Annotated in this window: 18 protein-coding genes; 9 read left to right on the plus strand and 9 right to left on the minus strand. The window is 63.7% G+C overall.

Going from position 1 to position 20,567, the window contains the following annotated elements; genetic code table 11:
- The first annotated feature begins 11 nt into the window (after positions 1-11).
- The 6 genes from ACI7M0_RS22100 to ACI7M0_RS22125 all read left to right on the plus strand — a co-directional run bounded on the left by ACI7M0_RS22100 (position 12) and on the right by ACI7M0_RS22125 (position 7,527).
- On the plus strand, positions 12-1,451 hold the full coding sequence (locus ACI7M0_RS22100; protein WP_129932688.1) for an alginate O-acetyltransferase: 1,440 nt from the start codon (positions 12-14) through the stop codon (positions 1,449-1,451).
- 8 nt (positions 1,452-1,459) lie between these two features.
- Positions 1,460-2,563: a mannuronate-specific alginate lyase gene (locus ACI7M0_RS22105; protein ID WP_129932689.1), complete on the plus strand. Its 1,104-nt coding sequence runs from the start codon at positions 1,460-1,462 to the stop codon at positions 2,561-2,563.
- Between the two features lie 179 nt (positions 2,564-2,742).
- Positions 2,743-4,200, plus strand: coding sequence for an MBOAT family protein (locus ACI7M0_RS22110; RefSeq protein WP_129932690.1), 1,458 nt, complete (start codon positions 2,743-2,745; stop codon positions 4,198-4,200).
- A gap of 11 nt (positions 4,201-4,211) precedes the next feature.
- Positions 4,212-5,369, plus strand: a complete 1,158-nt coding sequence (locus ACI7M0_RS22115) for an alginate O-acetyltransferase (protein WP_129932691.1) — start codon at positions 4,212-4,214, stop codon at positions 5,367-5,369.
- A gap of 20 nt (positions 5,370-5,389) precedes the next feature.
- On the plus strand, positions 5,390-6,037 hold the full coding sequence (locus ACI7M0_RS22120) for an alginate O-acetyltransferase AlgF (protein ID WP_129932692.1): 648 nt from the start codon (positions 5,390-5,392) through the stop codon (positions 6,035-6,037).
- Between the two features lie 35 nt (positions 6,038-6,072).
- Entirely contained in the window at positions 6,073-7,527 is a 1,455-nt protein-coding gene (locus ACI7M0_RS22125; protein WP_029615389.1) for a mannose-1-phosphate guanylyltransferase/mannose-6-phosphate isomerase, read from the plus strand.
- A gap of 39 nt (positions 7,528-7,566) precedes the next feature.
- On the opposite strand, the gene ACI7M0_RS22130 is transcribed toward ACI7M0_RS22125, so the two are convergent.
- The gene (locus tag ACI7M0_RS22130) at positions 7,567-8,019 is read right to left on the minus strand and encodes a hypothetical protein (RefSeq protein ID WP_129932693.1); all 453 of its coding nucleotides are present in this window, start codon (positions 8,017-8,019) and stop codon (positions 7,567-7,569) included.
- Between the two features lie 169 nt (positions 8,020-8,188).
- Between ACI7M0_RS22130 and ACI7M0_RS22135 the strand changes: the two genes are divergently transcribed.
- Positions 8,189-8,653, plus strand: a complete 465-nt coding sequence (locus ACI7M0_RS22135; RefSeq protein WP_014592314.1) for a hypothetical protein — start codon at positions 8,189-8,191, stop codon at positions 8,651-8,653.
- Positions 8,654-8,776: 123 nt separating this feature from the next.
- Positions 8,777-9,589, plus strand: coding sequence for an SDR family oxidoreductase (locus ACI7M0_RS22140; protein ID WP_020193631.1), 813 nt, complete (start codon positions 8,777-8,779; stop codon positions 9,587-9,589).
- Positions 9,590-9,881: 292 nt separating this feature from the next.
- On the opposite strand, the gene ACI7M0_RS22145 is transcribed toward ACI7M0_RS22140, so the two are convergent.
- The 4 genes from ACI7M0_RS22145 to ACI7M0_RS22160 all read right to left on the minus strand — a co-directional run bounded on the left by ACI7M0_RS22145 (position 9,882) and on the right by ACI7M0_RS22160 (position 15,006).
- A complete protein-coding gene (locus ACI7M0_RS22145) occupies positions 9,882-11,336 on the minus strand; it encodes an efflux transporter outer membrane subunit (RefSeq protein ID WP_129932694.1) in 1,455 nt (484 codons plus the stop codon).
- Entirely contained in the window at positions 11,333-12,394 is a 1,062-nt protein-coding gene (locus ACI7M0_RS22150) for an HlyD family secretion protein (protein ID WP_049587435.1), read from the minus strand. The genes ACI7M0_RS22145 and ACI7M0_RS22150 overlap by 4 nt, the downstream gene beginning before the upstream one ends.
- A 28-nt stretch (positions 12,395-12,422) precedes the next feature.
- Entirely contained in the window at positions 12,423-13,964 is a 1,542-nt protein-coding gene (locus tag ACI7M0_RS22155) for an MFS transporter (protein ID WP_129932695.1), read from the minus strand.
- A 136-nt stretch (positions 13,965-14,100) separates the two neighbouring features.
- Positions 14,101-15,006 (minus strand): LysR family transcriptional regulator, encoded by a 906-nt coding sequence (locus ACI7M0_RS22160; protein WP_003251728.1) that lies wholly within the window; start codon positions 15,004-15,006, stop codon positions 14,101-14,103.
- Between the two features lie 244 nt (positions 15,007-15,250).
- Between ACI7M0_RS22160 and ACI7M0_RS22165 the strand changes: the two genes are divergently transcribed.
- Positions 15,251-15,703: a universal stress protein gene (locus ACI7M0_RS22165; RefSeq protein WP_129932696.1), complete on the plus strand. Its 453-nt coding sequence runs from the start codon at positions 15,251-15,253 to the stop codon at positions 15,701-15,703.
- A 71-nt stretch (positions 15,704-15,774) separates the two neighbouring features.
- On the opposite strand, the gene ACI7M0_RS22170 is transcribed toward ACI7M0_RS22165, so the two are convergent.
- Genes ACI7M0_RS22170 through ACI7M0_RS22185 form a run of 4 tightly spaced genes read right to left on the minus strand, consistent with a single transcriptional unit; the run spans position 15,775 to position 20,539 of the window.
- Positions 15,775-16,635, minus strand: a complete 861-nt coding sequence (locus ACI7M0_RS22170) for an HlyD family secretion protein (RefSeq protein WP_004575355.1) — start codon at positions 16,633-16,635, stop codon at positions 15,775-15,777.
- Positions 16,636-16,645: 10 nt separating this feature from the next.
- Positions 16,646-16,846 (minus strand): DUF1656 domain-containing protein, encoded by a 201-nt coding sequence (locus ACI7M0_RS22175; RefSeq protein ID WP_003251718.1) that lies wholly within the window; start codon positions 16,844-16,846, stop codon positions 16,646-16,648.
- Positions 16,836-19,013, minus strand: coding sequence for an FUSC family protein (locus ACI7M0_RS22180; RefSeq protein WP_129932697.1), 2,178 nt, complete (start codon positions 19,011-19,013; stop codon positions 16,836-16,838). Before ACI7M0_RS22180 ends, ACI7M0_RS22175 begins: the two co-directional genes overlap by 11 nt.
- Entirely contained in the window at positions 19,010-20,539 is a 1,530-nt protein-coding gene (locus ACI7M0_RS22185) for an efflux transporter outer membrane subunit (protein ID WP_129932698.1), read from the minus strand. Before ACI7M0_RS22185 ends, ACI7M0_RS22180 begins: the two co-directional genes overlap by 4 nt.
- Between the last annotated feature and the right edge of the window lie 28 nt (positions 20,540-20,567).

The raw sequence follows: 20,567 nt of genomic DNA on the forward strand, positions 1-20,567 counted from the left end.
AAGCCCAGACCATGACTCCACACCTGATGAAACTGCTGGGCCTGTCCGCCGCCCTTCTGGCAATCAGCCAGGGCGTGCGCGCCGAAGACGTCAAGGCCCCGACCTTCAGCGCCGAGCCCTGCTGCCAGCTGTGCCCTGAAGCGCACGATGCCAGCCGCTACACCACCCGCTATCAGCAAAACTTCACCACGCTGGTGCAGGCCCAGGGCGACTGGCTGTTCCGCACCCGCGAAGACCTGCGCACCGAGTTCAACACCACCCCGGCCGGCTACAAACGCCTGCAGCAAGTGCACGACGCGTTCAAGAAACGTGGTGTGGAACTGGTGGTGGTGTACCAGCCGACCCGTGGCCTGGTGAACCGCAACATGCTCAACCCGGCCGAAAAAGCCGCCTTCGACTACCAGAAGGCCCTGGGCAACTACCAGGCCATGCTCAAGCGCTTCGCCAGCATGGGTTACAACGTGCCCGACCTGTCACCGCTGACCAACGAGCAACTGACCGCCGCTGACCAGGGCAAGGACTTCTACTTCCGTGGCGACCAGCACTGGACGCCGTACGGTGCCGAGCGTGCGGCGAAGATCGTGGCCGACACCGTGCACAAGATGCCGGCCTTCGAAGGCATCCCGCGCAAGGAATTCGAGACCAGGAAGTCCGGGCGCATGGGCAAGACCGGCACCCTGCACAACGTTGCCGGCCAACTGTGCGGCACCAGCTACGCCGTCCAGTACATGGACCAGTTCGCCACCGAGCCGAAAGGCGCAAGCGGCGGCGACGACCTGTTCGGTGACAGCGGCAATGCGCAGATCACCCTGGTCGGTACCAGCCACAGCGGCAAGAACTACAACTTCTCGGGCTTCCTCGAGCAATACATCGGCGCCGACGTGCTCAACGTCGCCTTCCCAGGCGGTGGCCTGGAAGGGTCGATGATCCAGTACCTGGGCAGCGAGGAATTCCAGAAGAACCCGCCGAAGATCCTGATCTGGGAATTCTCCCCGCTGTACCGCCTGGACCAGGAAACCATCTGGCGGCAAATCCTTGGCCTGCTCGACGACGGCTGCGACGACCGCCCAGCCCTGATGAGCGCCAGCACCACCCTCAAGCCTGGCAAGAACGAGCTGATGGTCAACGGCAAGGGCGGCGTGATCAAAGACCTGATCAACCGCAACCTGCAGATGGACGTCAAGTTCGAAGACCCCTCGGTGAAGGTGTTGCAGGCCACCCTCTGGTACCTCAACGGCCGCCACGAGGACATCAAGCTGGAAAAACCGGAAACCTCCGACACCGACGGCCGCTTCGTCTTCCAGATGCGCGAAGACGAGGACTGGGCCAGCCAGCGCCTGCTGGCGTTCGAGGTACAGGGGCCGGAAAGCGGCACCCAGAAGGTCGAAGCCAAGCTCTGCAAACGCAACAACTTCGCCGTGCCTGCGCAGACCGCGGAGGCTGGCCAGTGAGGCGCCCCATGACCATTTTCAAGCGAATTTCCAGCCCCGCCCTGCTCGCGTTGGCCTTGTTTGGTGGTGCCGCGCACGCCGCGCTGGTACCGCCGCAGGGTTACTACCAAGGGATCGAAAAGCTCAAGACCGGTGAGGGTAACTTCCGCTGCGAAGCGGCGCCCAAGCCATACACCGGCCCGCTGCAGTTTCGCAGCAAGTACGAAGGCTCGGACAAGGCACGGGCAACGCTCAACGCAGCCTCGGAAAAGGCCTTCCGCAAGTCGACCGAAGACATCACCACGCTGGAGAAAGGCGTGAGCAAGATGGTCGGCCAGTACATGCGCGACGGCCGCCCGGCGCAACTCGACTGCACCCTGACGTGGCTGGGCACCTGGGCACGTGCCGGTGCACTGCTGTCCACCGACTACAACCATACCGGCAAGTCGATGCGCAAATGGGCGCTGGGCAGCATGAGCGGTTCATGGTTGCGGCTGAAATTCTCCAACTCGCAGCCGCTGGCGGCACACCAGGCCGAGGTCGACCTGATCGAAAAATGGCTCACCCGCCTGGCCGAGCAGACTGTGCGTGACTGGAGCGACCTGCCGCTGGAGAAGATCAACAACCACAGCTACTGGGCGGCCTGGTCGGTCATGGCTACCGCCGTCGCCACCGACCGTCGCGACCTGTTCGACTGGGCCGTGAAGGAATACAAGGTCGGCGCCAACCAGGTGGATGACCAGGGCTTCCTGCCCAACGAAATCAAGCGCAAGCAGCGCGCGCTGGCTTATCACAACTACGCCTTGCCGCCGCTGGCGATGATTGCCAGCTTCGCCCAGGCCAATGGTGTCGACCTGCGCGCCGAGAACAACTTCGCCTTGCAGCGCCTGGGTGAAGGCGTGCTGGCCGGCGCCCGCGATCCCAGCCACTTCAAGGCGCGTGCGGGCAAGAAACAGGACATGACCGACCTCAAGGTCGATAGCAAGTACTCCTGGCTCGAGCCCTGGTGTGCGCTGTACCACTGCGTTGGCGACACGCTTGAGCGCAAGCACGACATGCAGCCGTTCAACAGCTTCCGGCTGGGCGGCGATGTGACCCGGGTCTACGACCCGAGTGCAGAGAGCAAGAAATGAATTGACCCCCATTGTGGGGGCGGAACCTGTGGGAGCGGGCATGCCCGCGAAGAAGCCACCGCGGTGCATGGCAAGGGCTTGCCCGCTCCCACAGGGATCTAAGTTGCCTTCCAGTCTTGCACTGGGGGGTTTGGGGGGCGCTTTGCCCTGGATGCTGTGAACAAATTAGGAGAACCGGGATGGTCTTCTCGTCCAACGTGTTCCTGTTCCTGTTCTTGCCGATCTTCCTCGGCCTGTACTACTTGAGCGGGCAACGTTATCGCAACCTGCTGCTGCTGGTCGCCAGCTACATCTTCTACGCCTGGTGGCGGGTGGACTTCCTGGCACTGTTCGCCGGCGTCACCCTGTGGAACTACTGGATCGGCCTGAAAGTCGGTGCCGCCGGTGTGCGCACCAAGCCGGCGCAGCGCTGGCTGCTGCTCGGCGTGGGTGTCGACCTGGCGATCCTCGGCTACTTCAAGTACGCCAACTTCGGCGTCGACAGCCTGAACGCGATCATGACGTCGTTTGGCCTGGAGCCATTCATTCTGACCCACGTGCTGCTGCCGATCGGTATCTCGTTCTACATCTTCGAGTCGATCAGCTACATCATCGACGTATACCGCGGTGACACCCCGGCTACCCGCAACCTGATCGACTTCGCAGCGTTCGTGGCGATTTTCCCGCACCTGATCGCAGGCCCCGTGCTGCGCTTCAAGGACCTGGTCGACCAGTTCAACAACCGCACCCACACCCTGGACAAGTTCTCCGAAGGCTGCACCCGCTTCATGCAGGGCTTCATCAAGAAAGTGTTCATCGCCGACACCCTGGCCGTGGTCGCCGACCACTGCTTCGCCCTGCAAAACCCCACCACGGGCGATGCCTGGCTCGGCGCCCTGGCCTACACCGCACAACTGTACTTCGACTTCAGCGGCTACAGCGACATGGCCATCGGCCTGGGCCTGATGATGGGCTTCCGCTTCATGGAAAACTTCAAGCAGCCCTATATCAGCCAGTCGATCACCGAGTTCTGGCGGCGCTGGCATATCAGCCTGTCGACCTGGCTGCGCGACTATCTGTACATCACCTTGGGCGGTAACCGTAAAGGCACCTTCAATACCTACCGCAACCTGTTCCTGACCATGCTGCTGGGCGGCCTGTGGCACGGTGCAAACTTCACCTACATCATCTGGGGCGCCTGGCACGGCATGTGGCTGGCCATCGAGCGCGCGCTGGGCCTCGACACCAACCCGCAGCGCTTCAACCCGGTGAAGTGGGCCTTCACCTTCCTGCTCGTGGTGGTCGGCTGGGTGATCTTCCGCGCCGAAAACCTGCATGTGGCCGCCCGTATGTACGGCGCCATGTTCAGCTTCGGCGACTGGCAGCTGTCGGAGCTCAACCGCGCCCAGCTCACCGGCCTGCAGGTGGCCACCCTGGTCATCGCCTACCTCACCCTGGTGTTCTTCGGCCTGCGCGACTTCTACCGCAATGCCAGGCCGACGCCCAAGGCGACCCCGGTGCAGGTCAACGCTGACGGCTCGATCGGCCTGGACTGGACCCGGGTGATGACCCGCGCACTGATCCTGCTGCTGTTCGTCGCCTCGATCCTCAAGCTTTCGGCGCAAAGCTACTCGCCGTTCCTTTACTTCCAGTTCTGAGGTTGATGACCATGACCCGGACATTACGCATCACCTACTCCCTGTCGTTCCTCGGCCTGCTGGTCGGCATGGGCGCCTGGTCCACCGGTGGCCTGCAGAGTTTCCAGCGCACCGAGCAGATGACCCTGCTCAATGGCAAGCTGGCCAAGGCCGCCGAGACCCACTACGACGCCGAGTTCCCGATCAAGCGCCTGGGCACCAACCTGTGGGCGGCAATGGACTTCAAGCTGTTCAACGAAGGCCGCCCGGGTGTGGTACTGGGCCGCGACCAGTGGTTGTTCAGCGACGAAGAGTTCAAGCCCACCGCCGGTGCCGAGCAATTGATGCAGGAAAACCTGGCACTGATCCGTGGCGTACGCGACACCCTGCAGCAACACGGTAGCCAGCTGGTGCTGGCGATCGTGCCGGCCAAGGCGCGGGTCTACGCCGAGTACCTGGGCAAAGAGCGGCCTGCCAGCCTGCATGACGACCTGTACAACCAGTTCCATGCCCAGGCACGCCAGGCCAACGTGTTCGCACCGGAGCTGATGGCACCGATGGAGCAGGCCAAGGCCCGCGGCCAGGTGTTCCTGCGTACCGATACCCACTGGACGCCTATGGGGGCCGAAGTGGCGGCGCAGGCGCTGGCCGAAGCGGTCAGCCGCCAGAGCCTGCTCAACGGCGACCCACAAGCCTTCATCACCGAAGCCGGCAACACCGCCCCCTACAAGGGCGACCTGACCAACTTCCTGCCACTGGACCCCTTGTTCAGCAACCTGCTGCCAGCCCCGGACAACCTGCAGAAACGCACCACCCGGCCGGTCGATGCCGAGGGTGACGCCGGCGACGCGTTGTTCGCCGACAAGCAGATCCCGGTTGCACTGGTAGGCACCAGCTACAGCGCCAACCCGCACTGGAACTTCCTCGGCGCGCTGCAGCAGGCCCTGCGCAGTGACGTCGCCAACTACGCCGAAGACGGCCATGGCCCGCTGCTGCCGATGCTCAAGTACCTGCAAAGCGATGCCTTTAAAAACGCCGCCCCACAAGTGGTGGTGTGGGAGTTCCCCGAACGTTATCTGCCAATGAAAAACGACCTCAGCAGCTTCGATCCGCAGTGGATCGCGCAGCTGAAAAACTCCCGTAAATCCGAAGAAAACCTGGCCTTGTCGTCCACCCGGACAGACCACTGACTGATAGAGAGGAAACGCACATGACTACCAAGACTTCCATTGCCAAAGCCCTCACCCTCGCGGCCGGCCTTTCCCTTGCTTCGATGCAGGCCTTCGCCGGTGCCGACGCCGCACTGTATGGCCCAAGCGCGCCGAAAGGCTCGACCTTCGTGCGCCTGTACAACGCGACCAGCGCACCGGCCGCCGCGTCGGTCGGCAACACCCAGATCAAACAGGTTGGCGCACAGGCCAGCAGCGACTTCAGCTTCCTGCCAGGCGGCGACTACACCGCCCAGGTCGGCGGCAAGAGCGTGCCGGTCAAGCTGGCCTCGGACAAGTACTACACCCTGGTCAACAGCAACAGCGGCACCCCGAAACTGATCGAAGAACCACCGTTCAAGAACAAGCAGAAAGCCCTGGTGCGCGTGCAGAACCTGAGCGACCAGCAACTGACACTGAAAACCGCCGACGGCAAGACCGAAGTGGTCAAGCCGGTGGCCGCCAACGGCCGTGGCGAACGCGAAATCAACCCGGTCAAGGTCAACCTGGCGCTGTACCAAGGAGACAAGAAAGTGGGTGACGTGAAACCCGTCGCCCTGGAGCGCGGCGAAGCCGCAGTGCTGTACGTAACGGGTTCCGGCAACGCCTTGTCGCCGGTGTGGGTAACTCGCCCCGTGGCTAGCAACTGATTCCCCTGCCTCTCAACGACTATTGGAGAAACATGATGATCCCGGTAATTCTTTCTGGTGGTAGCGGTTCCCGTCTGTGGCCTCTGTCGCGCAAGCAGTTCCCCAAACAGTTCCTGGCCCTGACCGGTGAACACACGCTGTTCCAGCAAACCATCGAGCGCCTGGTATTCGAGGGCATGGACACCCCGATCGTGGTCTGTAACAAGGACCACAAGTTCATCGTCCAGGAACAACTGGCCGCACTGAAGCTGGAAACCCAGGGCATCCTCATGGAACCGTTCGGCCGCAACACCGCGCCGGCCGTGGCCATGGCTGCCATGAAGCTGGTCAACGAAGGCCGCGACGAGCTGATGCTGGTGCTGCCTGCCGATCATGTGATCGATGACCAGAAAGCCCTGCAACGTGCCCTGGCCTTGGCCACCGTGGCCGCCGAGCGTGGCGAGATGGTGCTGTTCGGCGTGCCGGCGACCAAGCCGGAAACCGGCTATGGCTACATCCGTTCCAGCCAGGATGCGCTGCTGCCCGAAGGCGTGGCGCGGGTTGCGCAGTTCGTCGAGAAGCCCGACGAAAAACGCGCCGCCGAGTTCGTCCAGGCCGGTGGTTACTTCTGGAACAGCGGTATGTTCCTGTTCCGCGCCAGCCGCTTCCTCGAAGAGCTGAAAAAGCACGACGGCGACATCTACGATACCTGCGTACTGGCCCTGGAGCGCAGCCAGGAAGACGGCGATGTACTGAGCATCGACGAAGCCACCTTCGCCTGCTGCCCGGACAACTCCATTGACTATGCGGTGATGGAGAAAACCCAGCGTGCCTGCGTGGTGCCGATGTCGGCCGGCTGGAGCGATGTAGGCTGCTGGTCGTCGCTGTGGGAAGTGCACGAGAAAGACGACAACGGCAACGTCACCAAGGGCGACGTGGTGGTTCAAGACAGCCGCAACTGCATGATCCACGGCAACGGCAAACTGGTGTCGGTGATCGGCCTGGAGAACATCGTGGTGGTCGAGACCAAAGATGCCATGATGATTGCCCACAAGGACAAGGTCCAGGGCGTCAAGCAGATGGTCAAGACCCTCGACGAACAGGGCCGCACGGAAACCCAGAACCACCTGGAAGTGTATCGCCCGTGGGGCTCGTACGACTCGGTGGACATGGGCGGCCGCTTCCAGGTCAAGCACATCACCGTCAAGCCGGGCGCCAGCCTGTCGCTGCAGATGCACCATCACCGCGCCGAGCACTGGATCGTGGTATCCGGTACCGCCGAGGTGACCTGCGACGAAAACGTGTTCCTGCTGACCGAAAACCAGTCGACCTACATCCCCATCGCTTCGGTGCACCGTTTGCGCAACCCGGGCAAGATCCCGCTGGAGATCATCGAGGTGCAGTCCGGCAGCTACCTGGGCGAGGATGACATCGAGCGCTTCGAGGATGTGTATGGGCGCACGTCCACCCCCATGGAGCGCGGCGTTTCGGTGAAGACCATCGCACAGTAAATGCTGACTCGCCCCTGGGCTGACCAGGGGCGAGCCTGCTCATTCACCGCTCGGGGCTATGACGTAGATGTCGAATGGGCCACCCACCACCTTGAAAGGTCGCTGCAAATCATCCTCCCCTTCAAATTCGAAGGACTCAGCCCTGATGCTCGTGGCAGTCATTTCGAGTTTCCGGATACGCCCGGATTTCGCATAGCCGCCATAGGTTGTGCCGCGCTTGTGAACAAGCGCCCGGTTCGCCTCACCCCCGATAAGGACATCCCGCACGCCCTCCTGTAGTTCCAGATCGAAGTCAATGTAGACGTCCGCATCTTCGGCCTGCCCCTTGTAGGCGTACAACCACGCTGATTTTTCAGCGTTCCCGTAGTCCACGCCCTCGGAAACGAAATCCTCCTTTTGACCCGCAAGGCTGATGACAGCCGTAACGTTGCCCTTGGCAGGCGTTTTTTTCATTTCTTGCGCAAGCTCTCGCTCAATTGCTGTGTGACTCATGGCCATGCTCCTTTTGAATAGGCATGGCGGAATCTAGAATGGATATACGCTTTCCACTACTCGCAGTATTGCCAGGTCTGGCTTCTGGCACGGTTGCTCACCGGTTACCTGACTGCTGGGTTTTAGGTAGGCTGTAGCCATTCCTGCGCGCGAATGAGGCGATAACGCGATGCTGATCGGTGCCCTGCTGATCCTCACCTGGCTGGTGTTGTTGTTGCGTTACCCAGCCAAGGCTCTTCCCATCTCCCTGGCGGCTGTGTGTGGCCTGGGCCTGGTGGCCTTGTTCGTGGTCTGGCAAGACAGCCGGGAAAGCAGTCGACTGGCGCGCCTGGACCTGCGTCTGACCTACGCCCCCGAACACTGTCCCGCCGACCGTGCCTTGCAGGTACGCATGAAGAACGGCAACGACGTGCCGCTGACCGAACTGCGCTGGCGCGTGGCGGCGTACGCACCGGGCGATACCGTGAACCTGGCCGAGAACACCTACAACGCTCCACGATACCGAGGGCCGGGTGAATTGCAGCCGGGGGCCGAGTGGCAAGACTGCCTGCCATTGCCGCCACTGCGTTCCGGCTATCGGCCGCAGACCCTGGAATTCCGCGCAGAACGCCTGCAAGGTACGTTTGCCAATTGATGTGTTGCCTATGCCGGACTCTTCGCGGGTAGTCCCGCTCCTGCAGGGTGTGTAGGAGCGGGTTTACCCGCGAAGAGGCCGGCACAGGCAACAACCAATCCTCCATGACAACAGGCCCCAACCATGCCCACCGTCCTGATCACCGGTTGTTCCAGCGGCATCGGCCGCGCCCTGGCCGACGCCTTCCGCGATGCCGGCCACCATGTCTGGGCCACCGCTCGCAAGCCTGAGGATGTCGAGCAGCTGAGTGCCGCCGGCTACACGGCCCGGCAGCTGGATGTAAACGATGGCGAGGCGCTGGCCCGCCTGGCAGAGGAACTTGAGACCCTCGATATCCTGATCAACAACGCCGGCTACGGCGCCATGGGCCCACTGCTCGATGGTGGCGTCGACGCCCTGCGCCAGCAATTCGAAACCAACGTCTTCGCCGTGGTCGGCGTTACCCGGGCGCTGTTCCCGCTGCTACGCCGCTCACGCGGCCTGGTGGTGAATATCGGCAGTGTATCGGGCGTACTGGTCACGCCATTCGCCGGCGCGTACTGCGCCTCGAAGGCGGCTGTGCATGCCCTGAGCGATGCCTTGCGCCTGGAACTGGCACCGTTCGGTGTACGGGTAATGGAAGTACAGCCGGGCGCAATTGCCTCGCAGTTCGCCAGCAATGCCCAGCGCCAGGCCGAGCAGGTGCTGGCGGCAGACTCGGCGTGGTGGCCTTTGCGTGAGCATGTGCAGGCACGGGCGCGGGCATCGCAGGACAAGCCAACGTCGGCGGCGGTATTTGCCCAAGGCGTGCTGGCAGCCGTCGGCAAGTCGCCGGTGCCCGCGGTGGTACGTTTGGGGAATGGCAGTACAGCCTTGCCGCTGATGGCACGGTTGCTGCCGCGGCGGTTGCTGGACTGGGCGCTGCGCAAGCGCTTTGGCCTGCTGCGCCCGCTCTGAGTGATCACCTGCCTGTACCCGCGAAAGGGCCGGGCCTGCTGGCCAATTTTCACCCGCCGTTCACTGTTGCCGCCGCTACCGTATTCGCGGGTAAACCCGCTCCTACACAGATTGGTGGTGGACACACATCGGTGGTTGGACACAGGCCGCCGTGTAGGAGCGGGTTCACCCGCGAAGAGGCCGGCCCTGCTGGCCAATCTCCACCCGCCGTTCATTGTTGCCGCCGCTACCGTATTCGCGGGTAAACCCGCTCCTACACCAGATTGGTGGTGGACACACATCGGTGGTTGGTCTAACCGTGTGCATTCGGCGGCGGCTCATCAAACGCCTGCCAGCCTCCACCCAGCGCCTTGTACAGCCCCACCAGCGCCTGCGACACCGCGGCCGAGCTGTCGATCCATTGCTCCTCGCTGGCCAGCAGCGCGCCTTGCACCGTCAGCACATTGAGAAAGTCCACCGCCCCTTCCACATACTGGCGCTGGGCGGTTTCCAGGGCGATACGGTTTTGCCGCACGGCCTCGGCAAGGTGATCACGGCGCAACTGACTGGCGTTGTACAGGCGTAGCACATCGTCAATTTCATGCCAGGCCCCCAGCACCACCTTGCGATAGTTCAGCGCGGCTTCCTGCTGTTGCGCCTCGCGCAGTTCCAAGGTGCCCTTGAGCCGGCCGCCTTCGAAAATCGGCAGCGACATCTGTGGACCGAAGGCGAACCGGCGCGAATCCCAGCCACCGAAATCCGACAGCTGCAGGGCCTGGAAGCCGACACTGCCCGACAGGCGGATGCTGGGGTAAAATTCCGCCTTGGCCACGCCAATGCTGGCGGTGGCGGCATGCAGGCGGGCCTCGGCCTGGCGGATGTCCGGGCGGTGCTCGGCCAGTTCGGACGGCAAGCCGATGGCAAACTTCTGCTGCGGCGCAGGCAGCTCGCCGCCTTGCAGCAATTCGGCCTGGAGACTGCGCGGCGGCTCGGCAGCGAGCAGGCTGAGGGCATTGATCAGGTCATCACGCTGCGCTTCCAGGCTTGGCAGGCGCGACTCGATAGACGCGACCTGGGCGCTGGCCTGGGCCAGATCCAGGCGCGTGGCAACGCCTTCGGCCTGGCGGTCCTGGGACAGCTTCAGGCTGTGCCGGGCGACCCTGAGGTTATCCTGCGTCACATCGAGGGTGTGCTGCACGGCACGCAGCTGGATGTAATTGCCGGCGGTTTCCGAAAGCAGTGCCAACAGCACACCGCGGCGGTCATTCTCGGCCACTTCGACCGTGGCATCGGCAGCCTCGACCTGACGCCGCACACGGCCCCACAGATCCAGTTCCCAACCGGCCACCAGGTCGCCCTGCCAGAGGTTGAAGGCTTCTTTCCCGGCCTTGCCGGACGGATCGCTCAAACCATCGGCGCTGTTACGAGCGCGGCTGTAACCGGCGTTCACGTCCACCGACGGTACTTCGTCGGCAGCCAAGGTACTGCGCAGGGCACGGCTTTGCAGCAACCGCGCGCTGGCCATCTGCAGGTCGAGGTTGCGTTCGGCAACGCGCTGGATCAACGCGCTCAGGCGGGCATCGTGGAACGTTTCCCACCAGCGCAGTTCAAGCGGTTCGGCCTGCGGCTGACTGGCCGCTGCCTCGCCTTGCAGCGGCGCCCACTGCTGCGGGGCCTGGCTATCTGGGCGCTGGAAATCCGGGCCCAGGGTGCAACCGGTCAGCAGCACAGCCAGCAGCAAAGGGCTCAAGCGTAATCCCGGTTTCATCGCGCACTTACCTCTTTGCCGTCCAGCTTGTCGCCACGCGTGTCGATGGTGGCTTCGACCGACATGCCCACACGCAGGCGGGTGAGCAGTGGCTGGCCATCATCGAGAACGATCTTGACCGGAATGCGCTGCACCACCTTGGTGAAGTTGCCGGTGGCGTTGTCTGGCTTGACTGCGGCGAAGGTGACGCCGGTAGCCGGGGCAATGCTCTGCACATGGCCTTGCAGGGTTTCGCCGGAGAAGGTGTCGACGCTGATGCGCACCGGCTGGCCCGGTTGTACGTGGGTCAGCTGGGTTTCCTGGAAGTTGCCGACCACATAGGCCTGCTGCAACGGCACCACCGACAGCAGGCGAGCGCCCGGGTTGACGTAGGCCCCCACGCGCAGGGCGCGTTCGCCGACCATACCGTCCACCGGCGCTGTGATGCGGGTGTAGGACAGATCGAGCTGGGCCTTTTCCAGGCCTGCTTCGGCACGCTTGAGCTGGCCATCGGCGCTGGCCACTTGAGCCGTGAGGATGTCCACCTGCTTGCGCGCCGCCACCCGCGCAGCTTGAGCGTTGGCCAGGCGAGCACGGGCTTGATCGACAGCGCTGCGCGCCTGCTGGGCGTTCTGCACGGTACCCGCGCCCTGCTCGGCAAGGCGGCTGTAACGGTTGACTTCATGGTCGGCGAACGCCACCTCAGCCTGGGCCGCCTTCACTGCCGCTTCGGCCTGGGCAATCAGCGCGTCCTGGCGTTCAAGCGTGGCGCGGGCATCGGCGCTTTGTGCCTGGGCTACCAGTAACTGCGCCTGCGCAGCATCCAGCGCGGCCTGGTAGTCACGCGCGTCGATGGTCGCCAGCAACTGGCCAGCTGTGACCTGCTGATTGTCTTCCACCAGCACTTGCTTGATGAAACCGGCGACTTTGGGCGCGACCACGGTGTAGTCGGCGGTCACATAGGCGTCATTGGTGCTCTGGCGGTGATCGCTGCCAAACATCCAGGGGCCGACGATGCCGGCCAGGACGGCCACGGCCAGCACCGAGCCGATGAAAAGGGTTTTGCGGTTGTTGGTCATTTCAATGGTTCTCGAAATCATCCAGGGTTCAAGCCACCGCACGCGGCGGATAGACCCGGGTAGGCACGAATGGAATCAGGCAGATCAGGGCCACGGCGATACAGGCCAGCACCAGATAGAGGTCAGCCGAGGTCAATACCTGCGCCTGGTCGTGAATGCGCTTGGCCAGGCCAGCGGCGTTGCCGTCGACCAACGGGGCGTTGCCCAGGCTGTCCACCAGGTGATTGGAATGGAAATGCCGGCGCAGGGTGCCAAGAACATCCAGCAGGCCACCGGCGATGACGGCGGCCAGGCCCTTGACGGTGTTGAACCAGCTGGAGGCGAACGGGCCCTCCTGCGGGGTCATGCCATTGGTGGACAGCATCAGCAGCGGCAGCACTGCCATCGGCTGGCCGAACACCTGCAGCAGGTAGAACGGGTAGAAGTCGCCACGGATCCACTCGCTGGTCAGCAGGCTGCTGCCGACACAGGACACCGCCAGCATCGCCAGGCCAATGCCCAGCACCCAGCGGCAGTCCACTGCGCGGATGTTGCACAGTGCCGCCGTCAGCGGCAGGGCGATCAGTTGCGGCATGGCCACCAGCATCATCAACGGGCTGGTCTGCGCCGGGCGGTAGCCCTGGATCTGCGCAAGGTAGGCCGAGGGGATGCTGCCCACACCCGAAAGCACGACCAGCACGCCGGCCAGGGTCACCAGGGCGAAACTCAAGTTGCGCCGCTGCAACAAGCGCAACTGGAAAAACGGCAACGGCTCGGACCACTCGTTGTACATGAACAACACCAGCAACAGCAGGCCACCGCCCAGCAGCCAGCAGATCAGCGGCGAGTCGAACCAACCCCAGCGGTCGCCCAGCGACAGGCCCAGCACAGTGCAACTGATGGCGGGCAGGCCCAGCAGTACGCCCCGCCAGTCGAACTGTTTGAAACGCTCCAGGCGCAGCGGGTCCTGCGGCAGCCCCCAGCCTACGCAGACCATGGCCAGCAGCGAGGGCAGGATGATCTGCCAGAATGCCCATTGCCAACCGACGTATTCGGTCCACAGCCCCGCCAGCGGCGTGCCGAGGTTGGGGCCAAAGGTGGCGGTCAGGGCGTAGCAGGCCAGGCCATAGACCTTGATACCTGGCGGCAGGAAGCGCAGGGCCACGCTCATCAACATCGGCGGCAAGGCGCCAGCGGCAAAGCCCTGCAGTACGCGCAGCAACATCAAGCTGTGCAGGTTGGGGGCGAACGGTTGCAGCAGGCCAAACACGGCGAACAGACCAATTGCGCTCATGGTGAAGCGCCGCAGCGAGAAGGTCGTGGCCAGCCACGGCGCAAAGGCCATGGCCGAGACCGAAGCGGCGCTGTATGCCGCCAGCAACCAGGCACCTTCATCGGCACCGATGCCCATGGCGCCGCGGATATCGGCCAGGGAAATCTTGGTTACCGACTCGTTGAGGCCGGCGCACAGCACAGCCAGCAACACACCGAACAACCCGACCACTACCTGCAGGCCGAACGCAGCCTGCGCGGGCGCAGCCGGCGCAGGGGCGGCGGCCATGGCGGCAGACGGGACGGACAGGGAACTCATGGGCAGACATCTCCGGCAACAAAGTTTGCGACTGGAGCAAGTCTAAAAAGGTCGAATGCTTACGAAAACTGACTTGTTGGCAGTTTTATATTGCGTCAAACGCAATCGGGCAGCGGATGCGCACGTGCCCCACGCCTCAAGGGTCCATCCTGCCGCACGCCTTCAACGTCTGCCGCAGCCAGCGATGGGCCGGGTCGTTATCGAACCGCGGGTGCCATGCCTGCATGACGTTGACCTTTTCCAGTGGCACGGGGATCTCGAAGGACCGCAATGGCAGTTTCAGCCGGTTCACACTGTTCAGGATATTGGCGGGTATCGGCAAGATCAGGTCCGAGTCCGGCAGCGAAAACATCGCGGAGTGAAAACTCGTCGTGATCAGCGCTACCCGGCGCTCCACCTTGTAATTGGCCAGCGCCACGTCGATAGGCCCATTGGCACGGCCACGGCGTGACACGCTGATGTGCGGGTAGGCGGCGAAGCGCTCAGGGGTGATCTCGTCATCGAAAACCGGGTGCCCTTCACGCGCCAAGCCCACGAAGTAGGTGTTGAACAGGCTCTGAACCTTGATTTCGGGGCCCAGTTCAATGGCTGAACTGATGATCAGGTCGATTTGCCCATTGCGCAGCACCGCATCATCGTCGCCGCTGCCCTCCGGCACAAAACGCAGCACCGTATGCGGTGCCTGGGCCAGCATCATGCGCAACAACTGAGCGCCATACAGGGCGATGAACAAGTCATTGGTGCGGATGTTGAAGGCACGGTCCAGGTTCACCAGGTCGACATCGTCGCGACTGCGAAATACCTGCCCGGCCTGCTCCACCAGGCCATGCACCTGCTCGCGCAGGGCCAGCGCACGCGGCGTCGGCACCAGGCCACGGCCGGCGCGCACCAGGATCGGGTCACCCAGCGCTTCGCGGATACGCCCAAGGGTTCGGCTCATGGCTGCCGGGCTCAGGTTCATGCGTTGCGCCGCGCCAACCACGCTGCCCTCGTCGAGCAAGGCATCGAGGGCGACAAGCAGGTTCATGTCCGGAAGTTGCATGGCCGTTTTCCGTTACAGCTGTGGGGAATGCGATGGTATCAGGTTGATGGATTGCACCGGACGCAATGCGCTTGTGCGTGGTGCGCCATTTATTCAGGGAAGGATTAGGTCAAAAATGCTGCATGGCAGGTTCGGTCCTTTCGCAGGTAAACCGGCTCCTTGGTTCAGGTGTTGCGTTGGCCTGTAGGAGCGGGTTTACCCGCGAAGAGGCCGCCCAAGTCCCCAAATACATCAAGGATCCCGCATGCCCAGCCCCGTCCTGATCGCCATCGACGCCTCCCCCGCATCCGCCGCCCTGCTTACCCTCGCCCGCCGCTACTGCCGCCCGGGCGAGCACGAACTGCACGTGCTGCTGGCCATCGATTCCACCTTCGCGGTGCACGAGCAACCCGCGCCCTACACCGCCGAGGAACTGGAAGAATACCCCGCCGCCTGCGAGGAACAGCAGCATGCCGACCACGCCGTAGCCGAGGCCGTGCGCGAACTGCAGCAAGCCGGCTTCGCCAGTCAGGGCTGCATGGTGGCCGGGCTGCCGGTTGAAGCGATTGTGGCCAAGGCGCAGGAATTGAACTGCGAACTGATCATCATGGGCCACCGCCACCTGTCGCGGCTGGGGCGGTTGCTCGACCCATCGATCAGCGCGAAGGTGATTGATCGGGTCGAAGTGCCGGTGTTGGTGGGGGCGGCGAGTGCATGATTGGAGCGATGTGCCGCCTGTAAGATCGAGCACCACGCGAGCGGCGCTCGATCAGTCTGGCGACCTGCCTCTCAAGGCGAACTCGGCTTCACCACCACCGTACAGGTCGTCCCCGCCGCCAGCAAAAACCCTTCCGGCACTTCATCGATGTGAATGCGCACCGGCACCCGCTGTGCCAGCCGCACCCAGTTGAAGGTCGGATTCACGTCGGCGATCAGCTCGCGGCTCTGTGGGTTGTCGCGGTCATAGATGCCGCGGGCGATGCTCTCCACATGCCCCTTGAGGCGCTCGCCGCTCATCATCTGCAATTCGGCCTGGTCACCCACCTTCACATGCGGCAGCTTGGTCTCCTCGAAGAACCCATAAACCCAGAACGAGTGCTCGTCGACCACCGCCATCACCGCTTCACCGGTACGCGCATAGTCGCCCTTGTGGATATTCAGGTTGGTCACATAGCCGTCAACCGTCGCCACGATATGCGTACGCTTGAGGTTCAGCTCGGCTGCGGCCAACTCGGCCAGGGCTTGTTGATAATCGGCTTGGGCGGAATTGGCGATGTTGCTGGCGTCGTCGCGGTTTTCCTTGGAGATCACCAGGTTGTCCATGTCGGCACGGCGCTTGGCATTGACCTTGCGCATTTCCCAGGTGGCCTTGCGCGAGGCGACCAGCGCCTTGGCCTGGTCGACGGCCAACTGGTAGTGCTCAGGGTCGATCTGGATCAGCAGGTCGCCCTTCTTCACCCGCTGGTTGTCCTTGACCGGTACATCCACCACGTAGCCGGGCACGTCGGCAGCGACGTTGATGATGTCGGCACGCACACGGCCATCACGGGTCCATGGCGTGGTCATGTAGTGCAGCCACAACTGGCGACCGATGGCCACGGCAGCGACCAGCACCAGCAGGGTGGCGATCAGGCTGAAGAACTTTTTCATCGAAGGATTCTCACCAGTAGACAGACAGCGCCATGGCGCCGAACAAGCAGACGAACAGGCTCAGGCGCAGCAGCGCCGGGTGCCAGAAGAAGCGGTAGCCATCATGGCTGGCAATGAACCGGTCCAGGCCCCAGGCCAGGCCCAGGGCAAACAGGAACATCAAGGTCATGGTGGGCATGTACACGCCATGGAAGGCGATCTCACGGGGCATGGTGCAATCCTTTCGCCGGTGCCAGTGGCGACTGTGGGTCCAGCAGGGAAGTACGGATGAAGTGCAGGTAGCTTTGCACGCGGCGCAGCACCGAGGTGTCGAAGTGCCGGGCGAATGGCTCGTCGGTGGCCTGCACGCGGGCGATGGCGTGGTCTACCGCCACCAGTGCGCGTTCGTGGTTGCTGGCGCTGGGCTGCAGGAACAGCCGGGTCAGTGCACGGCCCATGACACGGATTGCCTGGCGCCATGGCTGCGACTCGGCATAGGCCGGGTGCACCGGGGCGCGGGCTTGCTCCTTGCGCAGCTCGATGACGGCGTGGCCGATCTCCAGCACGGTGAACATCCAGCCCATCAGCTGGCTTTGCACCTGCGGCTTGCCGGCCGCCAGGCCATAGGCCTGGTGCAGCAGGTCGCGGGTGCGGCTTTCGAAGGCCGAGCCCAGACCGCGCAGGCGGCCGCTGATCGCGAACAGCACCTGCTCGCGCAACGCCTGCTCCAGGCGGCTCCACAGCCAGCGGCTGTTGGGCGGCAGGATGATCGCCCCGGCGGCGGCACAGACGAACATGCCGATCACCATGCCGATGTAGTCGTTGATGAAGGTGTACGGGTCATAAACGGTGAGGTTGTTCGGCACCGAACCAATCGCGAAGAACACCAGCAGGCCGATGCCATAACCGGCGTAGGCAGGGCGCGACGAAAGAAACGCGCCCAGCACGAACACAGGCGCCAGCACCATGCACAGCAGCGGGAAACCGTCGATCCAGGGGAACACGAAGAAGGTTTCGAAGAAGCCGACAAAAGCGCCGATGGCCGTGCCGCAAGCCATCTGGAACGACATGCGCTTGGGGTTGGGTGACGCTGCCGAAAGGCATACGGTGACCGTGGCGATCAGGGTCATCATGGCGCCGCTGGGCCAATCGCTGAGCAGCCAGTAACTGCCCAACAGCAACAGCACTGCCGAGGCGCGCACACCGGCCGCCAGCGACACCAGCCAGCTGGTCTGCGCCACGTAGGGCTCGTCCCACTGCTCGCGCTCGTGCTTGTGCGCGGCCAGCGAGGCATGGGTTTCGGCGTAGCTCAACATCTCGTCGACGAAGCGGTACAGCAGCTCGAACGCGGTATGGAAATCGAGCAGGTCGGACTCGCTGGGGTCCGTTGCCAGGTACTCAGCCCGCAGCCCCCGCACCTGGGCCTGCAGGCCTTCCTTGTAGGCGGCCAGCTCCAGGGTCAGGCGCAGCGCATCGGCGTCAGTCAACGCCCGGTCCACATAGGGCTGCAGCAACTCCACAAGGGTGTTCAGGCCTGGTTCGATGGCACTGACGATCTGCAGCGGGCCACGGGCACGCAGGCGCTCCAGCAAGCGGTGCAAGGCATTGAAGCGGGTGGTGATGGCCATGAACTCGCTGTTCATGCGCACCAGCCGGCCACTGCGACGGCGCATGTGCGGGTCTTCGAAAGCGGTGACGTTGCGCAGGCTCTCGAGGCCCACTGCCTCTGCCACGAAGCGCACGTTGCTGCTCTCGAAGCGGTCCTTTTGACTGTCGCCACGCAGGGCCTCGACCACCACCCCGGCAAACACGCCAAAGCGCTGGTACAGGGCGTTGCGCATTGCGGCACTGGCCGACTGCGGCAGGATCGCGGCACTGACGAAGGTCGACACCAGAATACCCAGGGCGATTTCCAGCGCCCGCCATACCGCTGCCATGAACGCCTGGTCGGGGTGTTGCAGCACCGGCAGGCCGATCATCGCTGCGGTGTAGCCGGCCAGCACGAAACCATAGGCGCGGAAGGTGCGGTAGCGCATGGCACCGGCTGAGCACAGGCCCACCCACAGGGCCAGGCTGGGCAGAAACAGCTCGGTGTTCTGCGGGAAGATGGCGATCAGCGCCACCATCATCGCCGAGCCGGCCAGGGTGCCTAGAACCCGGTAGAAGCTTTTCGCGAACACATGCCCGCTTTGCGGCTGCATGACGATGAACACGGTGATCATGGCCGTGCGCGGTTGCGGCAGCTCCAGGCGCATGGCCAACCACAAGGTAATGAACGCAGCGGCCAGCACCTTGAAGATGTACACCCAGGTCACGCCGTCGGTGCGTGCCCAGGCAAAGAAGCCCCGGCGCCATTCCAGGCTTTGCAGCCAGCGCACGGGGAAACTGGAAGTGCTCATTCGGCGTTATCCGGCTTCTTGTCGAAAATGGCCAGGGTGGCCGGGGTCTTCGGTGCTGCCTGGCGTTCCTCTTTCGGCGCATCCTGACCGGCCCGCAGGCCACCACCCAGGGCGGTGACCAGCTCGGCATGGGCGATCAGGCGGGCGGCCTGCACCTGCTGCTGCACCTGCTGCTGGCGGAACAGCAAGGTCTGCGCGTTGAGTACGTTCAGGTAGTCGGTAAGGCCGCGCTGGAACGCGACCATGGCGATGTCGTAGGTTTTCTGCGCGGCAGCAACCGATTCGGCGGCGAAGTGCGACTGTTCTTTCATCGACTCGCGGCGGATCAACTGGTCGGAGATGTTTTTCAGCGCACCGACCACAGTCTGGTTGTAGCGCGCCACGGCCACGTCATAGCCGGCGGAGGCCACGCCCAGCTGCGAGCGCAAACGGCCACCGTCGAAGATCGGCAGGCTGATGGCCGGGCCGACGTTGTAGTTGAACTTGCGCCCGGTGAGGAATTCCAGCGGGCCACCGCCGGTGGCCATGAAGCCCAGGCTGCCGACCAGGTCCACGTTGGGGAAGAAGCCGGCGTGGGCGACGTCGATACCCCGCGCCTGCGCGGCCACCTGCCAGCGGCTGGCAACTACGTCGGGGCGCTGACCAACCAATTCGGCCGGCAGGTTCGACGGCAGGTTCAGCGGTGCAGCCAGGGCCAGGGTCGGGCGCTGCAACTGGGCGCCTTCGCCCGGGCCCTTGCCTGCCAGTGCCGCCAGCTGGTTGCGGGTCAGTGCAATCTCTTCGTTCAGGCTGTCGAGCTGGCGGTGGGTTTCCGGCAGCGGCGCTTCGGCCTGGCTGACTTCGAAGTGGGTGCCGATGCCGGCATCCAGCCTGCGCTTGGCCAAAGCCAGGATCTGTTCTTGCTGCTCCAGCTCGGCCTTGACGATATCGCGCTGGGCAAAATGCAGGCTCAACTGGATGTAGGCACGCACCACATTGTTCTGCAGTTCCAGCTGCGCCTGGCGGGCTTCGGCCACGCTCATGTGCGCCTGGTCCACGGCCTGCTCGCTGGCATTGCGTTCACGGTCCCACAAGTCGAGGGCGTAGCTGAAGCCGATGGCAGCGTTGTTGTCCCAGGTGTTGGCACCGGACAGCGCGCCAGGGCCATAGAACTGGTCTTCCGGCCAGTTGTGGCGCTTGAGCGTGGCCTGGCCGTTGGCCTGGAGCTTTTCCGCCGACTCGACCACACCGGCCATGGCCTTGGCTTCGCGCACCCGCGCCGCAGCCATGGCCAGGCTCGGGCTACCGGCCACGGCCAGGGCAATCCAGCGGTCCAGCTGCGGGTCGCCATAGGCGTGCCACCACTGCTGGTCGGGCCAGTGAGCGTCGGTCGCGGCTTCGCGAATGGCCGCGTCGGTGGTCAAGGTATTGGCTTGCAGCGTCTTGCTTTGCGGGGCAATGCCCCAGGTTCCGATACAGCCGCTCAAGGTGAGGGCAAGGGCACAGGCACTGAACGCCTTGAGCGTTCTGATGATGCGACGCGGCACAGCTGCGATTTCCCGAGGAAGAGGTGAA

It is taken from the genome of Pseudomonas sp. 10(2024), assembly GCF_045164175.1.
Classification (GTDB): Bacteria; Pseudomonadota; Gammaproteobacteria; order Pseudomonadales; family Pseudomonadaceae; genus Aquipseudomonas; species Aquipseudomonas alloputida.

What these genes read in the sequence shown, in the direction of transcription:
- ACI7M0_RS22150 (WP_049587435.1), bottom strand. Translation starts at nt 12,394, where the DNA reads ATGACCAACAACCGCAAAACCCTTTTCATCGGCTCGGTGCTGGCCGTG.
- ACI7M0_RS22125 (WP_029615389.1), top strand. Translation starts at nt 6,073, where the DNA reads ATGATCCCGGTAATTCTTTCTGGTGGTAGCGGTTCCCGTCTGTGGCCT.
- ACI7M0_RS22165 (WP_129932696.1), top strand. Translation starts at nt 15,251, where the DNA reads ATGCCCAGCCCCGTCCTGATCGCCATCGACGCCTCCCCCGCATCCGCC.
- ACI7M0_RS22100 (WP_129932688.1), top strand. Translation starts at nt 12, where the DNA reads ATGACTCCACACCTGATGAAACTGCTGGGCCTGTCCGCCGCCCTTCTG.
- ACI7M0_RS22135 (WP_014592314.1), top strand. Translation starts at nt 8,189, where the DNA reads ATGCTGATCGGTGCCCTGCTGATCCTCACCTGGCTGGTGTTGTTGTTG.
- ACI7M0_RS22170 (WP_004575355.1), bottom strand. Translation starts at nt 16,635, where the DNA reads ATGAAAAAGTTCTTCAGCCTGATCGCCACCCTGCTGGTGCTGGTCGCT.
- ACI7M0_RS22110 (WP_129932690.1), top strand. Translation starts at nt 2,743, where the DNA reads ATGGTCTTCTCGTCCAACGTGTTCCTGTTCCTGTTCTTGCCGATCTTC.
- ACI7M0_RS22140 (WP_020193631.1), top strand. Translation starts at nt 8,777, where the DNA reads ATGCCCACCGTCCTGATCACCGGTTGTTCCAGCGGCATCGGCCGCGCC.
- ACI7M0_RS22120 (WP_129932692.1), top strand. Translation starts at nt 5,390, where the DNA reads ATGACTACCAAGACTTCCATTGCCAAAGCCCTCACCCTCGCGGCCGGC.
- ACI7M0_RS22180 (WP_129932697.1), bottom strand. Translation starts at nt 19,013, where the DNA reads ATGAGCACTTCCAGTTTCCCCGTGCGCTGGCTGCAAAGCCTGGAATGG.
- ACI7M0_RS22160 (WP_003251728.1), bottom strand. Translation starts at nt 15,006, where the DNA reads ATGCAACTTCCGGACATGAACCTGCTTGTCGCCCTCGATGCCTTGCTC.
- ACI7M0_RS22175 (WP_003251718.1), bottom strand. Translation starts at nt 16,846, where the DNA reads ATGCCCCGTGAGATCGCCTTCCATGGCGTGTACATGCCCACCATGACC.
- ACI7M0_RS22130 (WP_129932693.1), bottom strand. Translation starts at nt 8,019, where the DNA reads ATGAGTCACACAGCAATTGAGCGAGAGCTTGCGCAAGAAATGAAAAAA.
- ACI7M0_RS22105 (WP_129932689.1), top strand. Translation starts at nt 1,460, where the DNA reads ATGACCATTTTCAAGCGAATTTCCAGCCCCGCCCTGCTCGCGTTGGCC.
- ACI7M0_RS22145 (WP_129932694.1), bottom strand. Translation starts at nt 11,336, where the DNA reads ATGAAACCGGGATTACGCTTGAGCCCTTTGCTGCTGGCTGTGCTGCTG.
- ACI7M0_RS22115 (WP_129932691.1), top strand. Translation starts at nt 4,212, where the DNA reads ATGACCCGGACATTACGCATCACCTACTCCCTGTCGTTCCTCGGCCTG.
- ACI7M0_RS22155 (WP_129932695.1), bottom strand. Translation starts at nt 13,964, where the DNA reads ATGAGTTCCCTGTCCGTCCCGTCTGCCGCCATGGCCGCCGCCCCTGCG.